The 20,519-nt window shown below is 52.9% G+C and carries 19 protein-coding genes; 10 read left to right on the top strand and 9 right to left on the bottom strand.

Annotation, left to right across the window (positions count from 1 at the left end; genetic code table 11):
• The first annotated feature begins 227 nt into the window (after positions 1-227).
• The 3 genes from H8L47_RS23565 (at position 228) to H8L47_RS23555 (ending at position 7,685) form a co-directional block, all read left to right on the top strand.
• The gene (locus H8L47_RS23565) at positions 228-3,527 is read left to right on the top strand and encodes a hypothetical protein (RefSeq protein WP_186956052.1); all 3,300 of its coding nucleotides are present in this window, start codon (positions 228-230) and stop codon (positions 3,525-3,527) included.
• Positions 3,524-5,182, top strand: a complete 1,659-nt coding sequence (locus H8L47_RS23560; RefSeq protein WP_186956051.1) for an SWIM zinc finger family protein — start codon at positions 3,524-3,526, stop codon at positions 5,180-5,182. The genes H8L47_RS23565 and H8L47_RS23560 overlap by 4 nt, the downstream gene beginning before the upstream one ends.
• Positions 5,183-5,750: 568 nt before the next feature.
• Positions 5,751-7,685 (top strand): reverse transcriptase family protein, encoded by a 1,935-nt coding sequence (locus tag H8L47_RS23555; RefSeq protein WP_186956050.1) that lies wholly within the window; start codon positions 5,751-5,753, stop codon positions 7,683-7,685.
• Positions 7,686-7,733: 48 nt separating this feature from the next.
• Here H8L47_RS23555 and H8L47_RS23550 read toward each other — a convergent pair whose 3' ends face one another.
• Complete coding sequence (locus H8L47_RS23550) at positions 7,734-8,204, bottom strand: cache domain-containing protein (protein WP_186956049.1); 471 nt, start codon at positions 8,202-8,204, stop codon at positions 7,734-7,736.
• A gap of 196 nt (positions 8,205-8,400) precedes the next feature.
• Complete coding sequence (locus H8L47_RS23545) at positions 8,401-9,165, bottom strand: creatininase family protein (protein WP_186956048.1); 765 nt, start codon at positions 9,163-9,165, stop codon at positions 8,401-8,403.
• Between the two features lie 465 nt (positions 9,166-9,630).
• Between H8L47_RS23545 and H8L47_RS23540 the strand changes: the two genes are divergently transcribed.
• A complete protein-coding gene (locus H8L47_RS23540) occupies positions 9,631-9,984 on the top strand; it encodes a DUF1428 domain-containing protein (RefSeq protein ID WP_186956047.1) in 354 nt (117 codons plus the stop codon).
• Between the two features lie 166 nt (positions 9,985-10,150).
• Here H8L47_RS23540 and H8L47_RS23535 read toward each other — a convergent pair whose 3' ends face one another.
• Both H8L47_RS23535 and H8L47_RS23530 read right to left on the bottom strand, forming a co-directional pair.
• Complete coding sequence (locus tag H8L47_RS23535; RefSeq protein WP_186956045.1) at positions 10,151-10,912, bottom strand: hypothetical protein; 762 nt, start codon at positions 10,910-10,912, stop codon at positions 10,151-10,153.
• A complete protein-coding gene (locus H8L47_RS23530; protein ID WP_186956044.1) occupies positions 10,912-11,844 on the bottom strand; it encodes a LysR family transcriptional regulator in 933 nt (310 codons plus the stop codon). The genes H8L47_RS23535 and H8L47_RS23530 overlap by 1 nt, the downstream gene beginning before the upstream one ends.
• Positions 11,845-11,966: 122 nt before the next feature.
• Here H8L47_RS23530 and H8L47_RS23525 point away from each other — a divergent pair, with 122 nt between their 5' ends.
• Together H8L47_RS23525 and H8L47_RS23520 are read left to right on the top strand one after the other, a co-directional pair.
• Entirely contained in the window at positions 11,967-12,707 is a 741-nt protein-coding gene (locus tag H8L47_RS23525; RefSeq protein WP_186956043.1) for an SDR family oxidoreductase, read from the top strand.
• A gap of 21 nt (positions 12,708-12,728) precedes the next feature.
• Positions 12,729-12,950: a tautomerase family protein gene (locus tag H8L47_RS23520; RefSeq protein ID WP_186956042.1), complete on the top strand. Its 222-nt coding sequence runs from the start codon at positions 12,729-12,731 to the stop codon at positions 12,948-12,950.
• 21 nt (positions 12,951-12,971) lie between these two features.
• Here the strand turns inward: H8L47_RS23520 and H8L47_RS29925 are convergent, their stop codons facing one another.
• Positions 12,972-13,166 carry a LysR substrate-binding domain-containing protein gene (locus H8L47_RS29925; protein WP_329605490.1) on the bottom strand — a complete coding sequence of 65 codons (195 nt, stop codon included), beginning with the start codon at positions 13,164-13,166 and terminating at the stop codon, positions 12,972-12,974.
• Positions 13,167-13,250: 84 nt separating this feature from the next.
• Positions 13,251-14,144 (bottom strand): LysR family transcriptional regulator, encoded by an 894-nt coding sequence (locus H8L47_RS23510; RefSeq protein WP_186956040.1) that lies wholly within the window; start codon positions 14,142-14,144, stop codon positions 13,251-13,253.
• Between the two features lie 162 nt (positions 14,145-14,306).
• On the opposite strand from H8L47_RS23510, the gene H8L47_RS23505 reads away from it, so the two are divergent.
• Positions 14,307-15,476 (top strand): agmatine deiminase family protein, encoded by a 1,170-nt coding sequence (locus H8L47_RS23505; protein ID WP_329605489.1) that lies wholly within the window; start codon positions 14,307-14,309, stop codon positions 15,474-15,476.
• A gap of 25 nt (positions 15,477-15,501) precedes the next feature.
• On the opposite strand, the gene H8L47_RS23500 is transcribed toward H8L47_RS23505, so the two are convergent.
• On the bottom strand, positions 15,502-16,392 hold the full coding sequence (locus H8L47_RS23500; protein ID WP_186956038.1) for a LysR family transcriptional regulator: 891 nt from the start codon (positions 16,390-16,392) through the stop codon (positions 15,502-15,504).
• Between the two features lie 146 nt (positions 16,393-16,538).
• On the opposite strand from H8L47_RS23500, the gene H8L47_RS23495 reads away from it, so the two are divergent.
• Both H8L47_RS23495 and H8L47_RS23490 read left to right on the top strand, forming a co-directional pair.
• Positions 16,539-17,402 (top strand): MBL fold metallo-hydrolase, encoded by an 864-nt coding sequence (locus H8L47_RS23495; protein ID WP_186956037.1) that lies wholly within the window; start codon positions 16,539-16,541, stop codon positions 17,400-17,402.
• An 84-nt stretch (positions 17,403-17,486) separates the two neighbouring features.
• Entirely contained in the window at positions 17,487-17,876 is a 390-nt protein-coding gene (locus tag H8L47_RS23490; protein WP_186956035.1) for a nuclear transport factor 2 family protein, read from the top strand.
• A 6-nt stretch (positions 17,877-17,882) separates the two neighbouring features.
• Here H8L47_RS23490 and H8L47_RS23485 read toward each other — a convergent pair whose 3' ends face one another.
• Positions 17,883-18,749 carry a LysR family transcriptional regulator gene (locus H8L47_RS23485; RefSeq protein ID WP_186956034.1) on the bottom strand — a complete coding sequence of 289 codons (867 nt, stop codon included), beginning with the start codon at positions 18,747-18,749 and terminating at the stop codon, positions 17,883-17,885.
• A gap of 96 nt (positions 18,750-18,845) precedes the next feature.
• Between H8L47_RS23485 and H8L47_RS23480 the strand changes: the two genes are divergently transcribed.
• Positions 18,846-19,772 carry a DMT family transporter gene (locus H8L47_RS23480; RefSeq protein WP_186956033.1) on the top strand — a complete coding sequence of 309 codons (927 nt, stop codon included), beginning with the start codon at positions 18,846-18,848 and terminating at the stop codon, positions 19,770-19,772.
• A 9-nt stretch (positions 19,773-19,781) separates the two neighbouring features.
• Here the strand turns inward: H8L47_RS23480 and H8L47_RS23475 are convergent, their stop codons facing one another.
• Complete coding sequence (locus H8L47_RS23475; protein ID WP_186956031.1) at positions 19,782-20,516, bottom strand: metallophosphoesterase family protein; 735 nt, start codon at positions 20,514-20,516, stop codon at positions 19,782-19,784.
• Positions 20,517-20,519: the final 3 nt, after the last annotated feature.

Raw genomic sequence — 20,519 nt, 5'->3', positions numbered from 1 at the left:
CTCGCGGAAAGAATAATGTGATGCTGATGGATGAACCTTCAGCTCATTCTAGCATGCAGATTTTAATGGCAGGTGACAGTGTGTAAAGAGCAAAATTTGTCTTTGTAGCCAAACGTAAGTATGTATTGTCACCGAAATAAACGATGTCATAATGTTTTTCTTTATGATGCCGGAAATGCTGAATAGGATTTGCGATTCCGGTGGCTGATATTTTCCGGAGCGTGGCTATGCAAGGCATGATTAAATTGGTGAAGCTGGTGCGCGTGCAGCCGACAGAGCGGCATTGCGAGATCGAGTTGTCACTGGCACCGCAAAGTACAGAAGCGGCACCTGTCTATCTGGTGAATGTGCGTGAAGGTCATCCCGATGCCGAATGGCAGGAAAGCAGTAAAACCCCTTTTCCCGTCACGCTCATTCAGGCAGAAACCCTGTTTGCCCAGGTGCTGTCCAGCAAGCTGGAACAAGGCTTTGTCGATACTGCTGCTACTGCGCCCAATTCCTCCAGTGCTCCCAATCCTGCTCCGAGTCACGCCATGCAGTGGGGACACTCTTCACAAACCCTGGCACAAAAAATCACCAGACCAACAACGGTATCTGGCCAGGAAAAAATCCTGTTGGACCGTTTGCCCACTCGTGCCTGGTCAGGCATGTCGGGCAAAGAGCGCACGCGCACTGTATGGCGTATAGGTGAACGCCGCTTGCAGGGAGCGGTGCCGCGCCTGCTTGAATTGCTTCAGAGCGCTGATGCCATGCTCGATTATTGCATCGCCTATGCCATAGGCCGCTGCGGTGATGCTGGCGCAAAAATCGCCATGCAGGAACTGAGCCAGCGTTCCAAAGTCGCCCATGTCAAACACATGGCCTTGCAAGCCTGGCTGGCTTTGGCGACACCGGAAGAGACTCGCGACTATGCGTTAAGCTTGCTGGCACTATGGCCTGCGGATTTGCAAGGCGCCTGGAAAAAGGCGGAGCGCGCGCCCAGCCTGCAAGCAGGAATGGATGAAGTCTTGCTGGCCTTGCCCGCCGCAAAAACCTGGCAAGCCTGGCGTCATGATGACTGGCTTGAGCAACTTGACATGATTGCCCAGGCAGGCATCTCGCCGCTGGCGCGCCCCTTGCTGCTGCAACAGTTGAACAACTTGTCAGTGAATGTGCTGGTCTTCCGCGCTTTCCGGCATTTGTACAAGAGTGCAGAATTCCGTGCTGATGCCGAGCTGTTTGGCATCCTGCACCAGCGCTTTGAAAAAGCCTGGCCTTTGTTTTTGCTCAGTTCCAATACCAGTTCTGTGTATCTGGAAAGGCGCTATGTCCGCTATGCCGATGAAGTAAAAAAGCCTCACACCAGAGTTGCATATTCCAGCCTGACGCGCGACTACCTGCGCCGTCGCACCTGGCGCACCCTGCGTCGCCTGGGTGAATTGGGTAGTGCCGATTTTGTCAGTATGGCGACAGGCGTATTGCTGGCCTGTGATGATGCACATGCAGGCAAGGCACAGATACAAAGGCTGGTGGAATGGAATCGCCTGACGCGGTCGTATGAAACTGAGCTGCGCTATTTGAGCCCCTATGCCAGCTGGATGGTCTTCAACCAGCTAGTCCATCAGCATGACAGCGATGTCAAAACCAGCCGTACCGCACTCAAATGGTGGATGCCAGCGACGACCGAAGACCTGGCCTATCCGGCACGCACAAAACGACAGGAAGCCTTCCCGCAACTATGGGATGCTGCACCAGAAAAATTGCTCTACCTGCTGCAACACAGCCTTTGTCTTGGCGTGCATGTGTTTGCCGCCCGCGCCCTGATAGACAACCAGGGTTTTTGCCTGCAATTAAGTGCTGAGCAATTGCAAGAGCTGCTGCAAAGTGCCTATCTGCCGACGCAGGAATTTGCTTTTGCAGCTATCCGGCAACGCTTCGCACATCAAACCCCGGACCTCAACTGGCTGATGATTTTGTTGGCAACGGATTATCAGCCTGCCGCTGACTTTGCGCTGGGCTTTATCCGCAAGACGCCAGAACTGTATGCGCAAGAGCCTGGTTTGATCGTGGCAATGATCACCAGCCCGTCACAAGGCGTGCGCGAAACTTGCCGCTTGCTGGCGCATAGTGCGACAGTTGCGACACGACAAATCATCCTGAGCCGTCTGTCCATATGGGCAAGAATGGCGACAGTGCCATCGAACCAGGCAGATGCTGCGCGCGATGACCTGCAATGGCTGATCCAGAATGTGCTGTCAGAGCAGGTGGCACAATTGCCTGACCATGACATTGCCGTCTGGTGCGATTTGCTCAAATCTACGCATTATTGGCAACAGGCCCTGGCAACCGATATCTTGCTGGCTCACCCTGCGGGCATCGCCCATGTCTCCCCACTGACACTGCGCGATCTGTTGCAAGATGCGGATGCAGGCAGGCAAAGCCTGGGCAGCCGCTTGTTTGCTGCCTTGCCAGCCGACGTATTGCTTCAGCAGCCCGATCTGGTGGCCACCCTGGCAACAGCGCTGGATGCGCGTGTGCGCGCTGCCATGACGCCTGTGATCAGCCAGCTTGCTGTCTATCCTGAGTTTTCTGACAAGCTATTGGCCCACTTCATCGACGTGATTTTCCGCAGCGACAATGCCGATGGCGAAGACAGTGTGCATGCCGACATCATCAACTGGTGCAGCGGCCCCTTGCTGGCAGCGACCCTGGCCCTGCCAGTCGATGTGCAATGGCGCTTGTTGCAAGCCCGCAGCAAAGGCGCGCAGGAACTGGGTGCCATGTTACTGAAGCAAGAGCAGGGTGGACTGGCTGCCAGTCTTAGCGTCTTGCAATGGGCCACGCTGGGCAAGCATGCGGTCTTGCAGGTCAGGCTGCAAGCACAACATCATTTTACTCAGCACCTGCCAGAAGTGCGTCAGCATCTCAATGATGCCTTACGCATACTTGATACCCGCTGGCCAGAAACCCGCAGCTTTGCAGTTGAGTATTTCACCAGTCATATTAGTGCAGATGAATGGTCACTGAGCCAGTTGTTGGCCCTGTGTGACCACTCGCAAGCTGCGGTACAAAGACTGGGCAGACAATTGATCACCCGCCATTTCAGGATGGAAGATGCGGCAGAGTATGTCTTGAGCCTCTCCCAGCATCCCTCGGCAAGCATGCAGTTATTTGTCAGCCAATGGCTGGAGCAAAGTGTGCAGGCGAATGTTGACAAGCTGCTGGCGCTGCAACATCTTCAGCAATTGCAGCCTTATTTCCTCAGCGTCTTGTCGCATGTGAACAAGGCACGCACCGTCAAGAATCGCGTGATCCGCTTCTTGCAGGAGCAGGGCTTGCTGTCTGAAGGTCATGCGCAATTTGTTGCCAGGATTTTTACCCGCCAGGTACTCACTGTGGCGATACAGGACAAGGCGCAGTACATCCTGGGCCTGACACAATTACAGGCCGCGTATCCGGCCCTGGCTGATTCAAGTGACTGGCCGATGCAGCTTGTTGCCCCACGTTTGCACCAGGATGCAGCCACTATTTCTGCGGAGTCTGTATGAAGTTTGAATACCGCTACTTTGGCAATAGCCAGGTAAATGACAGTGCCACTGCCACCAGCATGCAGTTCGCACCGGATACCCTGCGCACGCCCACCTATTTCGCCGCGACCCTGCAACCGACGCTGGCGCTGGCCTACCGCGAAGCCATCAGCGCCATGCATGACGTAGTGGTGTCTGACCTGCGCACCCAACCCAAGGACAGGACAGCCTATTTCGCCTGGCTGGCAGAGAATGAGGCCAGCCTGCTGGCAGACTTTATGGCGCAGGAAAAAGACTTGCGTGAAAAAATCGCCCCTGTGCGCGCAGAACTGACCAAGGTACAAAATAAAAAAGCAGAAGTAATCAAGCCTTTCTACAAGGCACAGCGTGAATATTTTGATTACCTGTACAAAGAAAACCGCGATATGTGGATCGTGCTTGACCCTGTCATCACAGTGCACCCTGACAAGGTTTTCTTTGAATGCTTTAGCCGTGATGAATCGACCTATGCCAGCCTGAGTTGCCGCCACAATGTGTTCAAACACCTGGGTGAATTTGCCTGCGGCACCACCAATATCGATTATTCATCTGCCCTGTATGATGAGTTTCAAAAGATACGCGCCTACAAAGAAACCCGCTTTGAAATCCAGGCAGATGGTTTCCAGGTACAGACTGGCCATGACGAACAATACCATGAAGCCAAAATAGACTTGCCTGATAGCTGGATGCGTGGCTTCCTGCAAGTCAGCACTGCCATGTCGCTCCCTGCCCACAAGCTGGACTTGCATCCCATGGACGTGCACAGCATTTGCCACATCCTGCGCCGCAAGACGGAGCGAGTTGGGCCGCGCTCGATACGCTTCATCCTTGAGCCGGGGCAACCCATCACCATGCTGTTTGAACCCTGGGGTATCAAACTCGTTTGCCAGCGTTCTGTGTTCACTGGAAAAGAGGCGGCAGAAGTCAGGATATGGGGCCGCCGCCGCTTGCTGACACTGGAGAGGCTGATTGCTGTTGCCGACAAGTTCAGCGTCATGCTCATGGGCACAGGCTTGCCCAGCTTCTGGATAGCCCATTTGCCTGACATGGATTACACCCTCGGCTTGTCTGGCTGGACAGCCAATGACTGGTCACGCGCAGGGCAGTTTGATTTACTGGCACCGCGTCTCGATGTCGATGACACGACGGCACAAGCCGTGGCGCATGCCTTGTCCTCGCAATGGTCAGCCAGCACTGCCAGCCTGGCGCAGCAATTGCAACTCGACAGCAAGCTGGTGGCATCTGCCCTGACAGGTCTCATGCAAGCGGGTCGCGTTGTGTATGACACGGTGGATCAGGTAGCCCGCTGGCGCGATCTGGTGCGCGAACCCATCAACGTTGCCAGCCTGCGCTTCGCCAGCGAACGTGAAGCTCTGGCTGCGCAACTCGTGCATAAAAATCTCTTGCTCGATTTGCAGTCTGCCCGCACTACCGGCGGTGGTATTGAATGGAAAGCCAGCGTCAGCACCAGCATCACCAACACCAAGAAACTCAGCAAGACCATGATCAGGCTGGACAATGATGACAGACTGGTGGACGGCAATTGCAGTTGCGATTATTTCGTGCGCAACCGCATGTTCCGAGGGCCTTGCGAACATATGCTGGCCATACGTCAGATAGCGAATAGTAAACAGTGAATTATTAACGAAAAGTTGCACAGACTGATTCAGGGTCTATCAATATTTTTTCGTTTGAAAAAGTTCGTTGAATTTAGAAATAAAAGAAGTAATGCATTTTTAGAAAGGCTGAGTAAGCGTAGCGAGCGGCCATAGTTTGAGTTAAGAAGCGCAGTCGTACGAACGTACGGCGAGCATCGCAGGCTCAAAATACGGCTGCGCAGTAGCTTAATCAGTTTTTCGTATTTACAGGAGGTGAGATAGACATTAGAATAAGTGCGGGCAGGAAGGCTCTTGCAATCCGGATGGTGTATCGCCATCCATGTTCTTTGCTTAGCTATGCATCACTGAGTTTCTCTTCACTGTGCCGGAAATGACTACCGGCGCAATGACGATGTGGATTCCGTGAACCCCATTACGCCGGTAGTCATTTCCGGCGTCGAGTGGAGCCTCTCAGTCTGAAGGCTCTTCGATGAGCTTCCTGCCGTTTTTCTTCTTTGTCTGGCTCACCGTTTTGTTTTATTCGGAAAACGTGAATTCTTTTTGCATGCTGACCTCAGCATGCAAAAAGAAAACAGAGACCAGCGTCATGACACAACAACAGCAGTCCGCACAACAAGCCGCCCAGCCAGCATCCGATAAGCCGTTGTCCCAAATGACACGCGATGAATTGTATGCCCACTTGCGCACCAGCACCAAAGATGCCGTGGTCTTGCAAGAGATGCGCCGCCTGGGCTTCTGGCCTGCCGACAGTGGCAAGCCGTCGGTGACCGATGAACTCATCACACGTGAAGCAGAACTCAGTAAAGAGTTGAATGAGCTGACGGCCCAGTTGCGCCGCGTGCAAGACCCCAAAGCAGCACTACGCGACATGCGCAAGCAACGCATGGCGGCAGCCAAAGAAAAACGTGAACTGACCAAACAAAAGCATGCGCAATTGCGCCATGCCAAGGCGCTGGCCTGGCAAGAAAAACGCAAGAGCGATATCGGCTATCTGGGCGAGGGTGTTTCTGCTGGTTTGAATTACACCAGCACCAATACCGACAAGCTGGCACGTTATCAATTGCCAGCCTTGCAAAAATCCCTGGACCTGGCGACTGCCATAGGTATACCGCTGTCAGAACTGCGCTTCATGAGCTTCCAGCGCAAGGTCAGCCAGGTCAGCCATTATCAGCGTTTTGCGATTCCCAAAAAGACAGGTGGCCAGCGCTTTATTTCTGCACCCATGCCACGTCTCAAGCGTTGCCAGTATTGGGTGCTCGATCATATCCTGGCCAAAGTGCCGTGCCATCCTGCTGCACATGGTTTTTTGCCGCAGCATTCCATACTCAGCAATGCCTTGCCGCACGTGGGTCAGGCCGTGGTCATCAATCTCGACTTGAAAGATTTCTTTCCCAGCATAGAGTATCCGCGCGTCAAAGGTGTGTTCAAATCCCTGGGTTATGGTGACCAGATTGCCACGCTGCTGGGTTTGCTGTGTACCGAACAAGCGACAGAAGAAGTACGCGTTGATACGCAAAAATATTTTGTTGCGGGTAAAAAACGCAGCCTGCCTCAGGGGGCACCATCCAGCCCCATGATCACGAACATTTTATGCCACACTCTCGACAAACGCCTGCATGCCGCAGCCACTAAACTTGGTTTCGCGTACACCCGCTATGCCGATGACCTGACGTTTTCGAGCAAGCAAAAAGAACGACCACCAGTCGGCAAACTCCTGTGGCGCGTCAAGCAGATCATTGCTGATGAAGGTTTCACCCTGCACCCTGACAAGCAACACATCATGCGCCACAGTCAAAAGCAGGAAGTCACCGGCATCGTCGTCAACCATAGCCCGACAATAGATGCCAAAACCCTGCACCGCTTCCGCGCCACCTTGCACCAGGTAGAAAAAAATGGCCCGGCTGGATATCACTGGAATGGCAATACCGATGTGCTGTCGGCGCTGGAAGGTTATGCCCGTTACGTCTGCATGGTCAATCCGGCAAAGGGGCAACCCTGGCTGCAAAGCATCAAGACATTGCGTGCACAATATGCAGCAACAAAGTCGGTGACACGCACAGCAAGACCAACGCTACGCCAGCAAGTCGCCACCGGCAAAACACCGCAAAGAGCAAATGGCCAGGACTGGTGGCAAGCGCAGGAAGCCGCTGCACCCGTGCTGGAGCAAACTGCGCAGCAAGTGGCAGAAGAGAAAAAGGCTGTGAAGAAAGCAGCCAAAGAAGAAAAGAAAACGGCTGCCTTATCCAAGGCTATGCAGCCGGGCGACACCCGCAATGGCGACAATGAAAACGCAAGCAACTATACCGCAGTCGAGCAAAGCAAAATCGATGACCGTCGCTATGGCAAGCTCTTCAGCATTGGCTTTCAGCTTCTTTTATGCATCATATTTTCAGCCAACCTGAACAGCATTTACCCGCTGACCTTTGGCATCGCCTTGATCGCACTCAGCCTCATCACTGGTCGCAGCAAGCTGGTGTGGGTGATGTTGATGCTGGTGATGAGCGTGATTTTATTGCGGTGAGTTGGCTGGCCGTGCTGCACTATGTGCAGCACGCGATTTTTGCTTCAATTATTTATAGATACCGCAAGCAAAATACACGTCGTCTACCCGTTCGACATAAGTGCTTTTTTGTTCCAGTGCCTTGGTCACAGGGTTGGGCCATTTATAGTCCACCCAGCCCTTGCCAGCTTTGCTGGCAGCGACTTCATTGATTTCCTTGACGAAGAATTTACCGTCACCATCGCGCATTTCACCCAACGGCTTGCCCAGCAACTTGGGGTTGCCGCCGTGAGCCAGAGTGACGCCGCCTGGTTTGACCCCTCCAGCAAATACATACAAATCCTTGTAAATGAACTGGCCCTTGGGATCATTGACGGCGGCATAGGTTTTTTCAGGGCCATTGGCTTTATAGAAAGCAACGACTTTCTTGATCATCTCCGTCGCTTCCTGTGCGGTTGCGCGATCACTGGCAAAGGCTGACCCCTGAGCCAGAAGAGATAGGGATAAGGCGAGGAAGATACTTTTGAAAAACTGTCTCATGTTGTCTCCATTATGTTTTTGTCTATGTGGCATGGCGCAAAGCAATGGCAGATTCAGGGTAAGTTTTGCAGACAAGTATTGCACTGTAAAGCCCCTGCCTGGCGCTCTTGCGCGGCCACAGGTTTAACAGTATCAGATTTCTACATGGAAATGTTGATGTTTTTTTCAGCAGCTTTGTGAAAAAAGGTGACCGATATCAGGCTGGTTTTTGCTCGGCACTGAATACCTTGATATCCGTCAATAAACCCGCCACCGCCGTGTCGATGATCTGCTGCCCCAACTCTATCGTTGCCAGGCCCGAATCAGCGCCGATGCGACCATCTGGAAAGCGGGCGCGGTAATCGAGGGCATCAAGTATCGGGCCAGTCGGCGGGATCTTTGGTGTCAATTCTACCTGCCGCACCTGATCCGGGTAGGCAGCATAGGTGACCGCGATTTCTGATGGCGTCGCATGCATGCCATGACCTACCGGGAACATCTCATGGCACAGCGAGGCAACGCCAGGCAAGTCCCACCAATTTTTCAGCCTCAAGGTCAGCGGACAGGCTTTGTTGTTGTACGAGTAATGCGAGTAAATCTGCGAAAACGCCGCTTCGATGGTGGCGATATTGCCGCCGTGACCGTTCAAAAAATAAATGTGGTCAAAGCCATGGCGCGCCAGCGACAAAACCCAGTCTTCAATCGCTGCCATGAAAGTCGAAGGCCGCAGCGAAATCGTCCCTGCAAAGCCCAGGTGATGCTGTGCCATGCCGATGTTGAAGGTAGGCGCTACCATCATGGCCTGGCCGTTTTGCTGGGCGGCTTTTTCGGCAGCGGTGGCGATGATCTCCGGGCACATCCAGTCCGTGCCCAGCAAACCCATAGGGCCGTGTTGCTCATTCGAGCCTATGGGGATGATGACGGTTTTGGACGAGTTCAAAAAAGCCGTGATTTCGGGCCAGGTGGAGTAGGCGAGACGCATGGGGTTTCTTTCAAATCGGGGTTGGCAGATGCAGCTGATTCGTCCGCTGTGGGTTTGGTACGGACGAGAAGATTCGCAGACATCATCTTGCCGCAAATTTTGAAAATCGCCAAATTTTTTTATCTCAAGTTTCATCGCGGGGTTTGCGATGGGATATAGATTTAAGGAATCAATAATCAGGAATCAGGAATCAATAATCAGCCGGATCAGTATGGTGCAAGTTCGGTACTAGCACAGTGCTTGCACCAGAGTGCTCTGGTGCTGGATTATTATGATGTTCATTCACTGTAAATTCGATAAAAATGTGTATCACCTGATGTGAAAAAAAACTTCGCTTCGGTCGAAAAATTTGGACTAGAATTCAGCCACAGCGACAAATACCGCTGCGCTTTTTGTTGCTTTGGATAATCCATGAATCCATCAGCTTCATCCTTCATTTACCTTCGCCAGACCAGGAGTTTTACCATGAAATATGTCGATGGATTTGTACTCGCTGTCCCCAATGCCAACCGTGAAGCCTACAAGCAATATTCAGAAAAATCCTCGCCAATTTTCAAGGAATACGGTGTACTCGGCGTCGTCGAATGCTGGGGAGATGATGTGCCACCCGGCAAGCTGACTTCCTTCCCGCTGGCCGTGCAATGCAAGGAAGATGAAACCGTGGTGTTTTCCTGGATCACCTGGCCATCCAAAGAAGTGCGCAATGCCGCCTGGGAAAAACTCATGGCAGACCCAAGACTGAGCCAGGAAAACAATCCCATGCCCTGCGACGGCAAACGCATGATTTTCGGTGGCTTTGAGGTGATGGTGGATTTGTGATTTAAGATTTATTCGGTATAGGGGCCTTTGGTTAGGCTGGGTTTTCGTAGGTTGGGCTACGTTTCATCAGCCCAACATTCGGCCTCAGCAATCGTGTACGTCATTTGCAGGCCCAGTGGTGGGCTGGTGAAGTGTAGCCTAGCGAGGCCCGGCCCAACCTACGGGGCTAGACATCAATAAGCAAGTAATCACCAAAGCTATCCTTGAGCGCGACAGCTCTTGCCATCAATGATTTGATACCTTCATTCTCTTTGGCCGAGAGTTTTTTGCGAGTGATGTATCGGTCGCTTTGACGGTAGGTGGTAAAGCTGAAATAGTGGACAAATAATTGATTTCCCTCTTGTTGAAGCAGAGTTTCATAATGCAATTCATGGCGATTGAAACTCAGAAAAATATAACTGCCTGCATTTGCCATCCCCGCCCAATTTACTCTCGCCCAGTCTGTATCATTAATATAGTCAAACAAAGTTTCTTTGCTATTTTGAACTTGCAAGAGGCCTGAAAGCGTCTTGCTGCCATAGCGTTCTTGCCATAATTCTGGCGACATTGTTTTTACCAGATCGCACATCTTGAGAATTGGCTGTACATCCGTGATGAGCAACTCATATTCCAGACTTTTCTCTATCATTCTTTCCAGTGGTGTAGCTTCTTCATTACCTCGCAGTACTTGACGTAGAAATTTCACCTGCCCCGTTACAATGTAACTATGTAGAATTTCACTTGGGTTATCTGACCAGTCATTCATTTCAGTCAAAGGTGGCGTCCACAGCACATGCGGGTTTTCTTTGTAAACCGGGCTATCATCTTCAGAAAAATACGCATTAATGGTTTGCCCTGTCGTTGGCAGGATTTCTGATAGTTTTAATTGCTTTGCACCGTAATCAACACCAGCAGGCCTGCCCCACAAGACTGGTAAACGAATTTTCATCAGCTTATTTCTCCTTTCATAGTCACTGGCAAGACCCCAAACTTCTCCTCATACAAACCCACCAGCCAATCGACAAACACACGCACGCGTGGTGATAGCTGGCGACGATATGGGTAAAGCGCGGTTAGTGGCAGAGGCGGGCTTTGCCAGTCGGCCAGCACTTCAACCAGGCTGCCATCGCGCAGGGCAGCGGCGATATGGAAGCGCGGGAGTTGTATCAGGCCGCAGCCAGCAAGGGCGCAGGTCACATAGTTCTCGGCGTCATTGACTGTCATCCAGCCGCCGACATCAAATTCCTTCACCTGGCCGTCGATATTCAACACGATGGGATAGTCTATCGCAGTCGTGCTGGAAAAAAACCTGACGGCCTGGTGCAGCATCAAATCGTCCGGATGGTGTGGTGTGCCAAATTTAGCCAGATAAGCCGGGCTGGCGCACAGTAGTTGCGGCATCAGCGCCAGGCGGCGTGCCACCAAAGTTGAGTCTCGCGGGTTGCCGCCACGTATCACGCAGTCGACACCTTCACGTACCAGATCGACCAGGCGGTCACCACTACTGACCACCAGGTCTATGCCCGGATAACGGTCGCGAAACTCATGTATGCGCGGCAGCACGACCTGCGTCGCATGGGTGCCATGCATATCCACCCTCAACACCCCACGCGGGTTGGCGGCCACATGGCGCATGGATGCCTCTGCATCATCAAGCTCACTGATGATATGCACGCAACGTTCGTAAAAGGCCTGGCCATCCAGCGTGGTACGTACCTGACGCGTGGTGCGCTCCAGCAGGCGGGTGCCGAGGCGCGTTTCCAGTTGCTTGATGGCATGGGTGGCACTGGCCCTTGGGATGTCCAGCATATCCGCCGCCCGGCTAAAGCTGCCGGTTTCAACGATGCGGGTAAAAAGTTGCAGGGTGTCCAGTTTATCCATGATTGTTGAGCTGGTTTGAATTGTGTTCTGAGTTTATCAGTATTTATCTCGTCAGGTTGAATGGTTAAAGTGTGTTCCAGGCAGACGCATCTGTCTGGGTAATCTGAATCAAGGAAAAAACCATGAACAAAGAAATTATTAAAACTGCCATCGTCACTGGTGGTTCACGCGGCATCGGTCAGGCCATCTCGCTGCGTCTGGCGGCGGATGGCTTTGCCGTTGTCGTCAATTACGCAGGCAATGCCGCCAAGGCGCAAGAAACCGTTAGCGCCATACAGGCTAATGGTGGGAAGGCGATCGCTGTGCAGGGCGACGTGAGCAAGGCGGAAGACGTGGCACAATTATTTGCCACAGCCAAAGAAGTATTTGGCCGCATAGACGTGGTCGTCAATAGCGCAGGCAGCATGTCCATGACGACCATCAACGTCAGCAATATAGATGCCTTTGACAAGCTCATCGCCATCAATTTGCGCGGTAGCTTCCTGGTGCTGGCGCAGGCTGCACAGCATGTAGAGAAAGGCGGGCGCATCATCGCCTTGTCCACCAGCGTGATTGCCAAGTCCTTTCCTGCTTATGGTCCCTACATTGCCAGCAAGGCGGGGGTAGAAGGCCTGGTGCATGTGTTGGCCAATGAGCTGCGCGGGCGCGAAATCACGGTGAACGCTGTCGCCCCTGGCCCGGTAGGCACGGAGATGTTTTTCCATGGTAAGACCGACGAGCAGGTCAGCAACATCGCCAAAATGAACCCCATGGAACGCATAGGAACACCAGCGGAAATTGCCTCTACTGTTGCCTTCCTGGCAGGCCCAGATGGTGCCTGGGTTAATTCCCAAGTTTTGCGTGTTAACGGCGGTTTCGCCTAATTTACTTTTAAGGAAACAATCATGCCATTTGCAAATTTTAAATTCCCTGAAGGCATCATCGATGCTGCCCGCAAGGAAGAAATCATTCACCGCACCACAGCCATGTTCGTCGAGTATTTTGGCGAAGGCGTGCGTCCTTACACGATGGTGCTGGTGGAAGAAGTGACCGATGGTGGCTGGGGCCGGGCGGATGAAACTCTGACCCTGGAGAAGATGGGAATCAGTAGTACATCGCTCAAGTAGAACCATTGTAGATCCAGTGGGCTACCGGGGCCGGTCGGCAAATTCTTCCACCAAAAAATCCAGCAAGGCACGCACCGCGGGTGACAAATGGCGGCGTGATGGGAAGAGGGCGTAGATAGTCATGGGCTGTGCTGTCCATTCCGGCAAGACGATTTGCAAATCACCCTTGGCCAGATGGTCTGCCATCAGGTAAGTCGGCAGCAGGCCGCAATTCATGTGCTGGCCCCGGCACGTCATGCGTGCTTACTTTTCTCGGAATGGTTGAGAGTGTGTCGTATGTGATGCAGCTTAATTCCTGCTTCAGATTGAATTTTTTGCTTCATCCTGCAGCCAAGAAAATACCTGCTTTACGATGCTGGCCCTAGGTTCTGAGACCATGCCAGACAAGTACCAGGTCTGCCCTGGGATATGAGGATATCCATCCAGCACACATAAGCTACCATCTTGCAAGCCTTCATCCGCAAGCAAGTGTGGCAGGCAGGCAATGCCACGACTCCGTCGTACCGCATCTAGTAAAAGTCGCAGATCATCAAACAGTGCCAGCTTGTGGAACGACCCTAATTCCTGCAAGAACAGAGGCGCAGTTTTTTCATCGCTCAGGCTTTGTTCCAGGCACAGTAAGCTAGCGTGTAGGTGACGTTCACTGGCTGGCAAAGCATTGATGCGGCCAGCCAGCGCTTTATTGGCAACAACCACCCAATTGTCCTGCAACCAGGGCAGTTCAGTCAGGCCTTCTTGTAGCAAGGGACGGTCGCTGATACTGATATCGACATCTACTTCATCGACAAAGCGGGCCGTCATGTCAGTTGATAGCAGCAGGCACAATTCAGGCAGGCATTGTTGCAAATCATCCAGTCGGGGCAGCAACCAACCATGGGCGATATGTTCAGGGCAGGTCACTACTACCAAGCCAGGGTCAAGATATGTCGCAATCTGACCCAGCCCCGCCTTTAGTACCGTCATCGAGCGCTGCACGCTTTTTAACAGTACCTCTCCTGCGACATTTAACTCCACCCCACGGCCTACGCGCCGGAACAGGGGCTGTTTCAATTGCTCTTCCAGTTGTTGTACTTGATGGCTGATGGCGGATTGGCTAAGGTGAAGCTCATCAGCCGCCCTGGAGAAATTGCCATGACGGGCTGCCGCTTCAAAGCCAGCCAGCAAAGTCAGCGAAGGGAGTTTCCTTTTTTGCATGAATGAGATATGAGAAGAATTGATCAATAATAGCAAATAATATCGCTTTTTCTCATGATTTGATTCGGAGACAATCCTGTTCATTCCCTGACCGGTGATATGCCTTGCCATGATTGCATGCTTTTGCCGGTTTTATCGATCAGTCTGAAACCAGAGAAAATGATGAATACCAAACGCAGAAATTTTTTGACCAGGACCATGCATACCAGTGCCATTGTGTTTGCACCCGGCTTACTGTATGCCTGTGGTGGCGAAGCAAGTTCAGAAACCATGAATCCAGCGGCCAACCCATTCGCCAACAGCAATAACTTGCCAATAGTAGCCCCAGAAGCGTGGCGTATGCCAGATGAAGCCGAGCCACATGTGGCAACTTGGATGGCTTTTGGCGCATCAGAAGCCATCTGGGGGCGTCGCCTGCTAAATCCCGTGCGCGACTGCCTCGCAAGCATCGCCAATGCCATCGTCGCGTTTGAACCCGTGAACATGTTTGTGCGCCAGCAAGACCTGGCTTTGGCAAGGCAAAAATGTGATCCGCGCATCAAACTTATCGTGCAAGAAATCAATGACCTGTGGTTGCGTGATACTGGCGCCGTATTTGCATTGGGAAACAACCGTGCCAAAGCTGGGGTGGGATTCAATTTTAATGGCTGGGGAAAAAAGCAAGCCTTTGCGCTGGACCGCCAGGTGGCAGCGGCCATGGCCAGACAGACATCCAGCAGCTTCATCAACAGTAGCTTGACGCTGGAAGGTGGCGGCATAGAAGTTGACGGCAAGGGTACTGCCATCATCACCGAGAGCTGTGTGCTCAATGCCAATCGCAATCCGGGTGTGACGAAAGCAGAATGCGAAAAAGAACTCTTGCGTGTACTCGGCATCAAGAAAGTCATCTGGCTACCGGGCATAGCCGGGGCCGATATCACCGATGGTCACACTGACTTTTATGCCCGCTTTGTACGGCCCGGTGTGGTAGTTGCCAATCTGGATGATGATACTTCGTCGCCAGAATACCTGGTCACCAAACGCCATCTTGATATCTTGCGCAATAGCCGTGATGCACAGGGCAAGGCCTTGCAGGTTTTCCCTATCCCTGTACCCAGGTCAGTACGGTCAGAATTTGAAAACAAGAATTTTGCAGCAGGCTATATCAATTTCTATGTCTGCAATGGTGCTGTTATCCTGCCAGAATTTGGCGATGCTGAAGCAGACAGCTATGCCAAAAAACAACTGGCTGACCTGTATCCAGGCAGGCGCATCGTGCAGTTGAATATAGACCCGATTGCCGCCGGCGGTGGTGGCATACATTGCACTACGCAGCAAGAGCCGCTGGCATGATCGTTGGGGCATGCAGGCAATCAAATTACCAGGGCTGGTCGGCAAATTCTTCTACCAAAAAATCCAGCAAGGCACGCACCGCGGGTGACAAATGGCGGCGTGATGGGAAGAGGGCATAAATAGTCATGGGCGGTGCTGTCCATTCCGGCAAGATGATTTGCAAATCACCCTTGTCCAGATGGTCTGCCATCAGGTAAGTTGGCAGCAGGGTGATGCCTGAGCCAGCCAGCACCGCCTGCAATAACACCGTTGCATCATTGGCACTGAAGTGGCTGGCGATGTCGGTTTGCACACTCTCATCCCTACGCATGAAGCGCCAGGTATTGCGGCCATAATTGGCATGGCTTAAGCAACGGTGGCCAGGCAAGTCTTGTGGGTGTAAAGGCAAACCAGCCTGCCGCACATAGGCCGGTGCGGCCACCAATACCGAATCACAGACAGCTAATGGCCGCGCGATCAACAGCGGGTCGGGCTCTCTGCTGATGCGTATCGCCAGGTCTATACGCGCCTCCACCAGGTTGACTGTGCCGTCACCCACATGCAAATCGATCTTCAGCAGGGGATGCATTGTGAGGAACTTGCTGATGACACGCGCCAGATGACCAAAGGCGAATGAGGTACTGCAAGTCAGGCGCAATTGCCCGCGCAATTCTGCATCATCGCTGCGGGTTTCTTCTTCGATGTTTTCCATCAGCGCCAGCATTTGCTGGCTGCGGCGCAGGCATTGTTCGCCCGCATCCGTCAGCGTCACGCTGCGCGTGGTTCTTTGCAGCAGGCGGGCATTAAGCCAGCCTTCCAGCTCACTCACATAACGCGTCACCATCGCCCGCGACATGTCCAGCTTGTCTGCCGTGGCGCTGAAGCTGCCACTGGTCGCCACCTCGCAAAACACCCGCATTGCTGTCAATCTGTCCATCATTACCCTCTTATTTGATCGAATTTTGAAACAGTTATGTGCATTTTAGCGGGTTTATCTGGTTGAAAATTGAAATTACACTGCAAGCACTGAATCGCTAAAGGTTCATGACCCGAAACTCAATTGATACTCATCTGGAGCCCACCATGCTGCGCACTACCATCCTGGCCACTACCCTCGCTGTTACTTTCGCCTCTGCCGAGGCAGCCACACCCTTGCAAGTCAAAGTCTATAACGCTGACGGCAATAGCTTTAATGTCAATTCCACCCTGGTCTATGGCGAGAAAGAAGCCATGGTCATCGACGCCGGTTTCACGCGTGCAGATGCACTGCGCATCGCCGCCAATGTGCTCGACAGCGGCAAACAACTCAAAACCATCCTTGTCAGCCAGGCCGACCCTGATTATTACTTTGGTGTTGAAACCCTCAAAGAAATCTTTCCACAAGCCGATGTTGTCGCAACACCTGCCGTGCTGGAAAAATTGACCGCCAAAGTTGCAGGTAAAGTCGCTTTCTGGGGCCCCAAAATGGGCGCGAATGCACCACGTACACCCGTCCTGCCAAAAGCCTTGAACGGCAATAGCCTGACCGTGGATGGCCAGGTGGTCGAATTGCGTGGCAACCAGGGTTTGCTGGCACACCGTCCTTATTTCTGGATACCTTCCATCAAAGCCATCGTCGGCAACATCGGCGTTTTTGGCAACCTGCATGTATGGACAGCAGATACCCAGACCGTGGCAGAACGCAGCGCCTGGGTAGCACAACTCGATGAAATGGTAGCCCTGCAACCAAAAATTGTCGTACCCGGCCACATGAAATCCGGCACCGCCGTTGACATCAGCGCCATCACTTATACCAAGGCTTATCTGCTGTCGTTTGAAAAAAATGCAGCGGCGACCAAGACTGGTGCCGAGCTGATTGATGCCATGAAAAAAGCTTACCCTGATGCGCCACCAGGTTTGTCTCTGGATATCGGTGCCAAGGTGAATAAAGGTGAGATGAAGTGGTGAGTCTGGGTCAGTTAATTCACTAGAACGTTATCAAACACGGCGAACGATGGTTCGCCATGTTGTTACCTGCGAAGCGTAAAAAATATGAGCAACCTCGATATCATCAAAAGTACATACGAAGGCAAGACCTCGGAAGAAAACGGCAAGAACCTCCAGCGCTATCTGGCGACAGACGCCAGTTGGATAGAGGCGAAAGGTTTTCCCTATGCTGGTACTTATATTGGCTTTGCTAACATACAAAAAAACGTCTTCTACCGTCTCGCCACAGAATGGCTAGACTACAAATTCACCGTAGAAGATTACGTCGCCAGCGGTGACAAGGTGGTGGCCTATGGCACTTATACCGGCACCCACAAGGCAAGCCAGAAACACTTCACAGCCAGAGTCGCCCATCTATGGCAATTAAAGGGTGACAAGATCATCCGCTTCGAGCAATTTGTTGATAGCCACAGCGTTGTTGACGCAATCAACTAGTTCGCACTACGCCCCACGCCGCTCACTCAACCCCTGCATGATCTCATTCGCCAGACATTCTGCCGCTGGCGAATTATTTTTCCTGCCCTTGATGAGCACTATGTCCAGCGGTGCTATCGGTTTCAGCCCTTCTGCCTTCCCTAGCCGCACCAGATGGGCAGGTGCGCTGCATTCTGCCAGCGCAGCAATCGCCAGGCCTGCTTCGACCATTGCCAGTATGCCCAGCAGGCTGGGGCTGCTGTAGGTGGAGTAATAAGGCAGGCGACTTTTATCCAGTGCGGCCAGGGTATGGGCGCGGGCGACGCAGCCCTTTTCATACAGGGCGACCGGCAACGGGCTTTTTTTCCAGACAGCGTGTTTTTCTGCACCTACCCAGACCATGGGTTCGCGGCGTATGAAGGCACCATCCAGATCTTCATCCCGTGTGACGAAGGCCAGGTCGATCACACCTTTCTTCAGCAAGGGTTTCAGCAATACGCTCTGCAGGCACACCAGTTCTATTTCTACGCCAGTGAATCTTTTTGAAAACCTCTCCAGCACGGCGGGCAATAGCGAGGATACATAATCGTCGGGTGAACCCAGTACCACCTTGCCCACCACTTGTTGCGTGCGCAAGGCATTCAGTGCCGCCTGTTCTGTCTGCAAAAGCTGGCGTGCATAAGGCAATAGGGTTTCACCGGCCAGCGTCAGGGCGATACGCCTGGTGTGTCTTTCAAACAGGGGCTGGCCAAGGCTGGCTTCGAGTTTGCTGATCTGCATGCTGACAGCGGCCTGTGACCTGTGCACGGCTTCTGCTGCACTGACAAAGCTCAGGCGTTCGGCGGCCAGCACAAAGGTACGCAACTGGCTGAGGTTGAGTTCCGGGAAATTCATGATTCAGCTTTTCGAAAGTATGAGTTCAATTTAATCAGCTTGTCTGATGCATGGGTAAAATCCATGATAGCGCAATAGTCATTCAGAGAGCAAAACATGTCTGCGCCAACGGCCATCATTCCATACAACGGCAAGGCCACAATGGCTTACATCACTGCCATGCTGATGCTGGCGACCTTGGGCGTCTTTATTCATGAAGCTGGCCTCGATGCGGTGACCACCGTATTCTTTCGCTGCCTGTTCGCCGCCATCGCGCTGGCGCTGTATTGCGCTTATAAAGGCATGTTCATCGCCGCCAATTTATCGCGCAAGAACCTGGGGCTGGCGGTGTTTGGCGGTGTGCTGATGGTGGTGAACTGGGTCACTTTTTTTGCGGCCATACAGCGTATAGGCATTTCTGTCGCCACCATTGTCTTTCATGTACAGCCATTTATTGTCTTGTTGCTGGGGGCCGTGTTATTCCGTGAAAAAATCGCCGCCAATAAACTGGCCTGGATATGTCTGGGTTTTGCCGGGTTGGTGCTGGCCTGTGGCTTGCAAGTGAGTGGTGTGCAGATGAGTGGGCAATACCTGACGGGCTTGCTTCTGACGTTGACAGGTGCATGCGCTTACGCTGGCGTCACCCTGACCACACGCGCCATGCGCAATATGCCGCCGCATCTGATCGCACTGATCCATTGTATTGTTGGTCTGGTCTTGCTGGCCGGTTTAATTACTATCCCGGTGGATGGCATCAGGGTGCAGCAATGGGCCTGGCTAATTGGCCTGGGCCTGATGCCAACTGCCTTGGCCTATGTATTGATCTACGGCGCACTACCCAACATGCCAACCAGCGCCATTGCGGTGCTGACCTTTATCTATCCGGCGATGGCGGTGGGGGTGGATTATCTGGTGTATGGACAGCGCATCAGCCTGCTGCAAATGGCGGGTCTGGTATTGATCGTGCTGGCTAGTCTGGGCGTCAACCTTAACTGGTCATGGCGACGCGGTAAAGTCAGGATAGCAGGGCAGTCTATGAAGTAAGGCTGCTTCTCATGGCCTGCGCCGGTTCAATACTGCCCACGGCACTTCATGATCGTGTTTGCCCGCCACCACGACATCGCCGTTGATATCGCTGATCCCGCACAGACCTACTCCATGGGCCCTGAATCCCAGGCGATCCTGGTGGTTGCTGTAATCGATGCGGTCATGATGGTGGCCGTGGAAGCTGCGGGTCACGCGCATGCTGCGTGCCAGCTCATCAATCACACTAAAACCATGCGGGTGGGCGCTGGGGGCCTCGTGGGTCACCAGGATGTCGGCACGCTGGCTGGCCAGGTAGTTGTAATCGGTAGGGAAGATGGAGCTGTAATGCTTGCGTGGCAAGCCTTCGCGCCAGCGGTTGTCTTTCCCGGCCTTGACGGTGTATTCCCTGGGTGTGTGAAAATTCTTGGCTCCTGGTGGCATCCAGATATGGCCGCGAAACACCCCACCCAGACCGGCAACCTTGTACCCGGCAATCTCGGCAACACGTCCATGCAGGTTACGATGCGCCAGGGCTGACCCAAACAGATGATCGAAATCGGCATCGGTATCGGTGTCATGGTTGCCATGGATATACCAGACCTCGGTCAGGTCCATGATGGTGGCCAGTTCCACTTCCAGGGGCTGTCTGGCTTGTAAATCGCCCAGAAACACGATGGCAGCAGGGCGCTTCTCCAGCACGGCATCAATCACATGCTGGAAATTGCCATGGGTGTCACCGCAGAAATAAATCTCTTGCTTCATGGT

Source organism: Undibacterium umbellatum, assembly GCF_014284125.1.
Classification (GTDB): domain Bacteria; phylum Pseudomonadota; class Gammaproteobacteria; order Burkholderiales; family Burkholderiaceae_D; genus Undibacterium; species Undibacterium umbellatum.
Note: the sequence above shows the minus strand (reverse complement) of the source record. Positions and strands in the feature narration are given on the sequence as shown.